The 8,975-nt window shown below is 42.9% G+C and carries 9 protein-coding genes; 2 read left to right on the plus strand and 7 right to left on the minus strand.

What is annotated here, in order from left to right; genetic code table 11:
* Positions 1–61: 61 nt before the first annotated feature.
* The 5 genes from trmFO to ylqF all read right to left on the minus strand — a co-directional run bounded on the left by trmFO (position 62) and on the right by ylqF (position 6,059).
* The gene (trmFO, locus tag JEQ21_RS00405) at positions 62–1,399 is read right to left on the minus strand and encodes a methylenetetrahydrofolate--tRNA-(uracil(54)-C(5))-methyltransferase (FADH(2)-oxidizing) TrmFO (protein WP_196091521.1); all 1,338 of its coding nucleotides are present in this window, start codon (positions 1,397–1,399) and stop codon (positions 62–64) included.
* Positions 1,399–3,492, minus strand: a complete 2,094-nt coding sequence (gene topA / locus JEQ21_RS00410) for a type I DNA topoisomerase (RefSeq protein ID WP_199363507.1) — start codon at positions 3,490–3,492, stop codon at positions 1,399–1,401. The genes trmFO and topA overlap by 1 nt, the downstream gene beginning before the upstream one ends.
* An 81-nt stretch (positions 3,493–3,573) precedes the next feature.
* A complete protein-coding gene (gene dprA / locus JEQ21_RS00415; RefSeq protein ID WP_199363508.1) occupies positions 3,574–4,419 on the minus strand; it encodes a DNA-processing protein DprA in 846 nt (281 codons plus the stop codon).
* Positions 4,420–4,462: 43 nt separating this feature from the next.
* Positions 4,463–5,221: a ribonuclease HII gene (locus tag JEQ21_RS00420; RefSeq protein WP_199363509.1), complete on the minus strand. Its 759-nt coding sequence runs from the start codon at positions 5,219–5,221 to the stop codon at positions 4,463–4,465.
* The gene (gene ylqF, locus JEQ21_RS00425; RefSeq protein WP_199363510.1) at positions 5,208–6,059 is read right to left on the minus strand and encodes a ribosome biogenesis GTPase YlqF; all 852 of its coding nucleotides are present in this window, start codon (positions 6,057–6,059) and stop codon (positions 5,208–5,210) included. The genes JEQ21_RS00420 and ylqF overlap by 14 nt, the downstream gene beginning before the upstream one ends.
* Positions 6,060–6,507: 448 nt before the next feature.
* On the opposite strand from ylqF, the gene JEQ21_RS00430 reads away from it, so the two are divergent.
* Entirely contained in the window at positions 6,508–6,780 is a 273-nt protein-coding gene (locus tag JEQ21_RS00430) for a type II toxin-antitoxin system RelB/DinJ family antitoxin (RefSeq protein ID WP_199363511.1), read from the plus strand.
* Complete coding sequence (locus tag JEQ21_RS00435) at positions 6,781–7,059, plus strand: type II toxin-antitoxin system YafQ family toxin (protein WP_199363512.1); 279 nt, start codon at positions 6,781–6,783, stop codon at positions 7,057–7,059.
* A 190-nt stretch (positions 7,060–7,249) separates the two neighbouring features.
* Here the strand turns inward: JEQ21_RS00435 and JEQ21_RS00440 are convergent, their stop codons facing one another.
* Together JEQ21_RS00440 and JEQ21_RS00445 are read right to left on the minus strand one after the other, a co-directional pair.
* Positions 7,250–7,405 (minus strand): hypothetical protein, encoded by a 156-nt coding sequence (locus JEQ21_RS00440; protein ID WP_199363513.1) that lies wholly within the window; start codon positions 7,403–7,405, stop codon positions 7,250–7,252.
* 245 nt (positions 7,406–7,650) lie between these two features.
* Entirely contained in the window at positions 7,651–8,457 is an 807-nt protein-coding gene (locus tag JEQ21_RS00445; RefSeq protein ID WP_199363514.1) for an aldehyde dehydrogenase family protein, read from the minus strand.
* Between the last annotated feature and the right edge of the window lie 518 nt (positions 8,458–8,975).

The raw sequence follows: 8,975 nt of genomic DNA on the forward strand, positions 1-8,975 counted from the left end.
GAAGGTTTTCAATAAATTTTCCTATCGCATACAAAAAAACCGAGACTAGGTCTCGGAGTCCTTACTTTTCAAGGAAAGGAATTAAATCATTCAAGGCACGTTCTGCAATTTTTTCATAACGTTCCTTTTTATCACGAATTCGTGGTCCGTCCAGTTCCTTGATAATCCCAAAGTTAACATTCATCGGTTGGAAATGCTTGCTGTCGGTTGAAGTAATATAGTGTGGCAAACTGCCAATGGCTGTCGTTTGTGGGAAAAGGACTTCTTCTTCACCCCTGAAGAGGGCAACAGCATTGATTCCGGCTACTAAGCCAGATGCGGCTGACTCTACATAGCCTTCAACACCAGTCATTTGCCCAGCGAAAAAGAGGTTGGGCTGTTTTTTCGAACGGTAGGTTGGGCTGAGGAGATTAGGAGAATCCATGTAAGAGTTGCGGTGCATAACCCCATAGCGGACAAATTCTGCATTCTCTAATCCAGGAATCATTTGGAAAACCCGTTTTTGTTCCCCCCATTTGAGGTGGGTCTGGAAACCTACGATATTGTACAAACTGCCCGCAGCATTGTCTTGGCGAAGTTGCACTACTGCATAAGGGGTCTTAAATTCACCATCACGCGGACCTTCGTAATCATCTGGATATTCCAGTCCAACTGGTTTCATGGGACCGTAAAGCATGGTTTTAATTCCCCTTTTAGCCATGACTTCAATGGGCATACAGCCTTCAAAATATTTTTCTTTTTCAAAAGAATTTAAAGGAGCTTCTTCTGCATGAACCAAGGCATCGTGGAAGGCCATGAATTCTTCTTTGGTCATAGGGGCATTGAGATAGGCTGCTTCTCCTTTGTCGTAGCGAGATTTTAGGTAGACCTTGCTGTGGTCGATAGTGTTGACATCAACAATGGGAGCGGCCGCATCATAGAAGTAAAAGCCAGTGCCACCATTCAGCGCATGAATTTTCTCTGCTAAGGCATCGCTAGTGAGGGGACCTGTCGCAACAATCGTAATCTCATCTTCTGGCAATTCTTGAATCTCTTCACGAATGACTTCAATGAGTGGATGATTGGACAGTTCCTCTGTCACGGCTTGGGAGAAACCTTCCCGGTCAACGGCTAAGGCTCCACCAGCTGGAACGCGGGTGGATTCCGCTGCTTTTAAGATAATGGAATCCAATCGACGCATTTCTTCTTTGAGAAGTCCTACCGCATTGGTTAGGGCATCTCCTCTTAGGGAGTTGGAACAAACCAACTCCGCAAACTGGTCTGTTTTATGTTGGGGTGTCTTTTTAGGTCCCCGCATTTCATAAAGCCGAACAGGGATGCCACGCTTGGCAATCTGATAGGCTGCTTCACTGCCGGCAAGACCGGCTCCAATAACATTGATATGGGTAGTTTTATACATTATTTAACCTTTGCTTCTTCGTAGTCCCCGTTCACACAAACAACCTGCTTGCCTCCACCACGGACTTTCTTTTCAACGAGAGTTCCCTGACATTTTGGACAGGTCCGACCTACTGGTTTGTCCCAACTAGTAAATTCACAGTCTGGATAACGATCACAGCCATAGAAAATGCGATTTTTCTTGCTCTTACGCTCAATGACCTGTCCTTTCTGACATTCAGGACAGGTGACCCCAATTTCTTTGACGATAGCTTTGGTGTTGCGACAATCTGGAAAATTGCTGCAGGCGTAGAATTTTCCATAACGACCTAGCTTGATAACCATGGGGTTGCCGCAGACATCACAATCAAAACCAGCCGGCTCATCCTTGATTTGGATTTTTTCCATTTCTTCTTCAGCTTTCCCAATTTCCTTCTTGAAGGGTTGGTAGAACTGGTCTATGACTTTTTGCCACTCTTCTTGGCCAATCTCAACGTCATCTAAGCGTTTTTCTAAGTCGGCTGTAAAGTGGACGTCCACAATATCTGGGAAGAATTCTACAATGAGTCTGTTGACGATTTCTCCCAATTCTGTTGGTTCAAAACGTTTGGCAACGAGTTTAACATAGTAGCGTTTTTGAATCGTTTCGATTGTGGGTGCATAGGTCGATGGGCGTCCGACTCCATTTTCTTCCAGTGTTTTAATCAGAGTTGCTTCTGAATAGCGGGCTGGAGGTTGGGTAAAGTGTTGTTCAGGCTTACTGGAAATACGTTTAACCTTATCTCCAACTTCCATTTCTGGCAACATTTTATTGCGGTCGGTATCGTTGTAGATAGCTAGATAACCATCAAATTTAACCTGACTTCCACTAGCTGTGAAACGAACGCCAGCTTGTTCCAAATTGACCTTCATGGTATCAAAAACAGCGGCTGTCATTTGACTAGCGACAAAGCGATTCCAGATCAAAGTGTAGAGTTTAAGCTGATCTTTATCTAAGTATTTGCCGATGGACTCAGGTGTCAAATGAACATTGGAAGGACGAATGGCTTCATGGGCATCCTGAGCCGAGCTAGCATTTCGCACCTTACTTCCATGCTTGGAGTAGTTAGCTCCAAAGCGCTCTGTGATAAAGTTGGCGGCTTCGTTGGTCGCAACCGGGCTAATCCGTGTAGAATCCGTACGCATATAGGTAATAAGCCCCTGGACCCCACCGGATATTTTAATCCCCTCGTACAATTGCTGAGCCACTGACATGGTCTTTCGTGTACGGAAATTCAGTTTATTCGCTGCATCTTGCTGAAGGGATGAGGTTGTGTAAGGAAGAGGTGCATTTCTGCGACGTTCTTTCTTTTCAACCTTGGTTACATCAAATTCGTCAGATTTGAGTAGACCTAAGACCTCTTGAACATCTTCGTTGGTTTTCAGTTCTTTCTTTTTCCCATTGATTCCATAAAAGGAAGCTTGGAACTGTCTGTTGCCCTTTTTAAAAACTGAGTCAAGCGTCCAATATTCTTCTGGGATAAAAGCATTGATTTCAGCTTCTCGGTCGATAATCAATTTTAGGGCAACAGACTGGACGCGGCCTGCTGATAAACCTTTTTTAACTTTTTTCCAAAGGATTGGTGAGATAGAATACCCTACAATACGGTCTAGAACTCGTCGTGCTTGCTGAGCATCGACCAAGTCCATATTGATTTGCCGTGGCTCTTTAAAGGCACTCTTAACCGCATCCTTGGTAATTTCATTAAAGACAACGCGATTGCTATCCTCAAGATTTAAGTCCAGGATATGGGCCAGATGCCAAGAAATGGCTTCTCCTTCGCGATCCGGGTCACTTGCTAGGAAGACATTTTTAGCTTTTTTGGCTTCTTTTTTAAGGTCGTTAATGAGTGGCCCTTTTCCGCGAATGTTGATGTATTCAGGTTCATAGTTGTTTTCAAAATCGACGGACATCGACGATTTTTTGAGGTCTCGAATATGCCCGACACTCGCCATCACCTTGTAGTTTCGACCAAGGTATTTTTCAATCGTTTTGGCCTTGGCGGGCGATTCGACAATGACTAGATTTTTCTTTGGAGTGGTTTTTTTCCTTGTTTTCGTAACCAAGCTCTTCACCTTTCAATTCAATTTAAACTGGGACAAGTTTACTCTATTTTCATACCCCTGTCAACAATTAGGTTTTTCTATAGGAGAACTTTAAGTTATGTTTAAATCACTAAGAATGTCTAAACCACATGAGACGTAGTGGGCGCCTTCTTTCAATAGCTGGTGACAGCCTTCATGACTTTCTAATAAAATGGAGCCTGGAATGGCATAGATATCACGTCCTGCTTCAAGAGCGCGGTCTGCTGTTATCAGGCTTCCAGATCGAACTTTGGCTTCTGCTACCAAGACGGCTGTAGCCAAGCCTGCGATAATACGATTCCGATTGGGAAAATGATAGGGTTTGGCAGTTTCTTTAGGGCCATACTCGCTAATCAGAAGTTGGTGACGGCCCATGTATTCTTGAAGCCGTTTGTTTTCTGGTGGGTAAGCATGAGCCAAGCCTGTTCCTAGAACGCCTATAGTTGGTGTCCCTTCTCTGAGAGCCGCTTTATGGGCTGCTGTATCAATTCCCCTGGCCAGGCCACTAATTATCGCTAATTTCCCTTTGAGTTCTTGGATAATTTTGTTGACAGTTTGGAGCCCGTACGGGCTAGCCATTCGGCTCCCAACAACCGCTAAAGCTGGTAATTGTAGAAGCTCTAAATTTCCTTGATAGAAGAGAACAAGTGGAGGATCATAGATTTCTTTTAGAGGAGCTGGGTAGGCAGGGTCGGACATTCCGATAGAAGGACAAGAGTGAAATTCTTCCTGTATGGACCCGTGGTCCCATTTTTGGGCCCTCTGCAAGCGTTCAAAGGGTTCTTTGCAACCTGAGATTACAAGCCGATTGCGGAGCACTTCTTCTTCCCCTTTTTCCGCCTCATAATCCATAATCCTTCGAATCTGAGCATTGCTTAAGCCGAGTTTCCGTAAATAAAATATGTCAAATGTCTTCATTATTTCTCACCTCATCTGCTTATTCGCAAATGCGGCAAAAAAATTAAAAATCTTTGACGGGAGCAAAGGTCTTTCGATGAATGGGGCTTGGCCCTAATTGCCGAAGACCGGCTAGGTGACTCGGTGTTCCATAACCGACATTGTTGGCAAAATCATAACCAGGAAACTCCTGATCATAGGCCTCCATCAGGCGATCGCGCTCTACCTTGGCGATGATGCTGGCTGCAGCAATCGATTGGCTTCTCGCATCTCCCTTGATTAAACTAGTTTGCTCGACGGCTAGATCCAATTTCATGGCATCAATCAATAGATGATTTGGAACTAGTCCAAGGTTTTGAATGGCTTCCTTCATGGCTATCTTTGTCGCTTGATAAATATTGACCTGATCGATGATTTCGGCTTCAACACGCCCAATCCCAATCGCCACGGCCTCTTCTTTGATCGTATTGTACATTTCTAGTAATTTCTTTTTGGATAATTTTTTAGAATCGTTGATTCCCCGAATCCGGCTGGTCTGTGGCAAAATGACTGCCGCAGCCAAGACTGGCCCCGCTAAAGGACCACGACCAACCTCATCTACTCCGGCTATCCATTCAACTCCCTGAGAGTACAAGTCCTTCTCTAAGCTCATTAGAGCTTCCAAGCGCTCCTGTTCCACTCGTTCTGCTTCCAACTGCTTTCTTCTTTGTTGAAGAAGTTTTTGAACCCCTTGTCGGGAGTCTTCTTGTAAATCCAGGAAAAGAGGGTGGTCCAAGCGGTCCACCCCAAGTAATAAGGTTTGAATTTCTTTAATCGTCGCCATCTAAGTCACCCACTCGATCCAGGGTATAACGACCTAGTTTGCCGTCTCGAATCTCTTTGACAAAAAGTTGATAAAAGCGGTCATAATCATCTCTAAACCCTAAGAGACTGGTTCCATCCATAATGTATTCTGGAGTCTCCAAGCTTAAATCAAGTTTTGGAAAACGTTCCTGCAAACGTTCGGGATAATAAGTCTTAAAGTAATCAAGTCCGAAAATTGTTACTTCGTCCATTGGAAGTAATTGATCTTTGATCGCACCCGTCAAGGCTAGTTTCAAAGCTACAGTCTCATCTTCAAACTTAGGCCAAAGGATTCCAGGTGTATCTAAAATTTCCAAGTCCTTGTTGGTCCGCAACCACTGTTGGCCCTTGGTAACACCTGGTTTATTGCCTGTCACCGCTATTTTTTTACCCGCTAAACGATTCATTAAGGTCGATTTCCCTGCATTTGGAATACCGATAATCATGGTCCGAAGGGTTTGTGTGCGAATTCCGCGTTCTTCTTGTCGCTTTAATTTAGCAGCCATGAGAGATTTTGCGGCCTCGGTAACTTTTTTGACACTGGAAGCCTCTTTGGAATTAAGAGCCAGCACCGTTTTTCCCTGCTTCTCAAAATAAGACCGCCATTCTTGTGTAATCTGTGGGTCTGCTAGGTCTGCCTTATTGAGAATCAGTAATTGTGGCTTATCCCCCACAATTTTTGTCAACATAGGATTTTGGCTGGATAGCGGCAAACGTGCATCTACCAAAACCGTGACAAAATCCACAAACTTTAAACTTTCTTGTACCTGGCGTCGTGCCTTAGACATGTGCCCTGGGAACCATTGAATTGTTGCCATTTGATTTCCTTTCTGATTACTTTCATTCTGCGGAATTCGACTCCTCATCTGTGATATTGTACCAAATTCCTTTATCATTACATGAAAATTAGCATACACTAATCCTTGCCTTTCTTCAACCCTATAATAGCCAGGTTACCATTCTTGTGGATCGATTTGATTCATAACCTCCAAGAATTACTCGATGCTGGAGTTAGTGGAAAGAAGCTTGTAGATAGAAGCTGATGATCAGTACCAGTGTATAACAGATTTGGCTATATCAACTGAAAAGGGATTGTAGATTGGAATACGCTCTCACTAGAGTCTACCCCTTGCTACCTCCCTCAGGTCTCATCACTACCTCAGGATAGCCATTTCAAGGTAAATATCAACTTTTTAGAAAACAACACAAATAATTGACAATGTATATCATTTGTAGTAAAATTTCATTTGAAAGGAGGTGTATCAAATGGCAAACGTACCGACTCAAATTCGAATTGATGAATCTGTAAAAACTCAGGCAACCTCATTGTTTAGCGATTTAGGCTTAGATATGTCTAGCGCTGTCAATATCTTTTTACGTCAATGTCTTTTGCGTGGTGGTCTTCCTTTTACTGTTGAGATTCCAAATTATTCACAGAGTACAATTCAAGCAATGGAAGAAGCGAAGCTCATTTCTCGTGATCAATCTGTTGCTTCATATGATAATTTAACTGATTTAAAAAAAGCCTTGGAGTCTTAAATGTATCATCTGAAATTTACATCTGCTTTCAAAAAAAGTTATAAACGTATGATAAAACGTGGAGTAGACTTGAATCTACTAGATGAAGTTATTGAGCAACTTCGATTGGGACATTCTTTAGACGAAAAATACAGAGATCATGAACTAAAAGGATCTTATGCTGGTTTCAGAGAGTGCCATATAAAACCCGATTGGCTTTTGATTTATCTTATTGAGGACGATGTCTTAACTCTAACTTTATCTGATACAGGCAGTCATGCGGACTTATTCAACATGTAACTTTTGGATGAGCAAGAGGTAAATGAAAATTTATAGGCAGATGAATACGGTTACGTAAAAAAAGATTTTTGATTTTCTGATATCTTGAAAATCAAAGGTATAATTTTAAAGGAAAAAGAAGCGTGGAATCTCATAGTTATTATGAATTCTACGCTTCTTTTTATACGGTTATTGGGGATTCAAATTATTCTTATAAATCTCTAATTTCCTTATCCTCGTAAGCGAGGTAACGAATATTGATAAGGTTTTCAGGTCCGATATTGTCTGAAGTCGATCCGTTTCCGATAGCTCCACAGCCTAGCATCATGGATGGTAGGAATCCAGTTGTTGCTCCTACTGCTCCCAAAGCTGATCCCACATTGACCAACACACGAGAGACGGGACTGTGTAGGAAGAAGTTTTCGACAACTTGGTCGTCTTCTGTGTGAAGTGAGAGGGTGTGACCCAGTCCTTTGAGTTCGAGGACCTTGCGACTTAGCTCTAGGCCTTCTTCCCAATCCTTAACAGTGTATACTCTTTTAGTTTATCTTTTATTACTGTGTTAGCTCGTCTTGCCGTACTTTAGTACTGCCTGCGACTCGCTGCCTTGTACTAAAAGCAAACTAAAAGACTATAGAAAGCTAGAACTGGGCAGAGTTTTTCAGTGGAATATGAGTAGTCGCGACCGACCTGAGTTTCTTCGTGAATAATGACCTTGACATTTTCGGGGATGTCTACCTCAGCAATTTTTCCGAGGGTTTGTGCATCTTTTCCGACCATAGCTGGATTCATAAGACCGTTTCCTTGGATCATCAACCTGCCAAACTTGTCTGCGTCTTCTCCAGTGATGAAGTAGGAACCTTGTTTTATAAACCCTTCTTTTACAGCTTCAGCGATAGCCTCATCCACGATTACAGATTGCTCTGAAGCACAGATGACACCATTATCGAAGGTTTTAGAACCAATAATCCTCTCAACTGTTAAAGGAATATTGGCTGTTTTCTCAATGTAGCAAGGTACATTCCCAGGTCCCACCCCAATGGCTGGTGTTTCAGAGGAATAAGCTGCCTTAACCATGGCTTTTCCACCGGTTGCCAGAATCATCTTAGTGTCTCGATCGTCCATCAATTCTTGTGTAGCTTCCAGAGAAGCATATTCTAAGTAGTTGACTGCATTTTCTGGTGCTCCAAACTTTTTCAAAGCTTGGCGAATCACATCCACAGTCGCTTGAATACACTGAGCTGCACTTGGATGTGGTGAAAAAATGATAGAATTCGCTGTTTTCAAGGCAATCATTGCCTTGAAAATAACGGTGGAAGTTGGGTTGGTAGATGGAATCAAGGCTGCAATGACACCTACTGGCACTGCTGCTTCCATGACTTTCTTTTTCTCATCTCGACGAAGAATTCCAGTCTCCAAGTCCTAAACTCCCATTGAAGCTAAGGTATTCTTGGCAACCTTATCCTGCCACTTTCCGTAGCCGGTTTCTTCGTTGGCCATTTTAGCCAATTCTTCGCGTTTGGCATAGGTTGCCTCTGCGACTGCTTTTACCAGGTCGTCGATTTGTTCTTACGACCATGTACCCAGGATTTCCTGTGCTTCTTTTGCTCCGCGAATTTGATTGCGGACTGCTTGTTTGACCACTAAGTCTTTATCTGTGAGGTGCATAGCGACAGCTCCTTTCATCTAGGATGTAGGCTCTTGCAATGCTCTAGAACCTCAAGCCTACATCTTCTTGTAGACCCATTAACCGTTTCTTATAGAATACTATTTCTGGAACTGCTTCACAAATCTTATGTGAAACTTTAACAAACTTTTTCCCAAATTATTCATACCTAACTTAAAAACCTTCCAGAAACCGTATTGATTACAGGGTTTCTGGAAGGTTCTGCTTTTCACCCATTGGGTGAAACGTTCGACTAGACAAAAAAGGATTT

The organism is Streptococcus sp. 121 (assembly GCF_016458205.1).
Taxonomy (GTDB): Bacteria; Bacillota; Bacilli; order Lactobacillales; family Streptococcaceae; genus Streptococcus.

Excerpts from the sequence above, each read along its gene's own strand:
- trmFO (WP_196091521.1), bottom strand. The coding sequence starts at position 1,399 with ATGTATAAAACTACCCATATCAATGTTATTGGAGCCGGTCTTGCCGGC.
- dprA (WP_199363508.1), bottom strand. The coding sequence starts at position 4,419 with ATGAAGACATTTGACATATTTTATTTACGGAAACTCGGCTTAAGCAAT.
- JEQ21_RS00420 (WP_199363509.1), bottom strand. The coding sequence starts at position 5,221 with ATGGCGACGATTAAAGAAATTCAAACCTTATTACTTGGGGTGGACCGC.
- ylqF (WP_199363510.1), bottom strand. The coding sequence starts at position 6,059 with ATGGCAACAATTCAATGGTTCCCAGGGCACATGTCTAAGGCACGACGC.
- JEQ21_RS00430 (WP_199363511.1), top strand. The coding sequence starts at position 6,508 with ATGGCAAACGTACCGACTCAAATTCGAATTGATGAATCTGTAAAAACT.
- JEQ21_RS00435 (WP_199363512.1), top strand. The coding sequence starts at position 6,781 with ATGTATCATCTGAAATTTACATCTGCTTTCAAAAAAAGTTATAAACGT.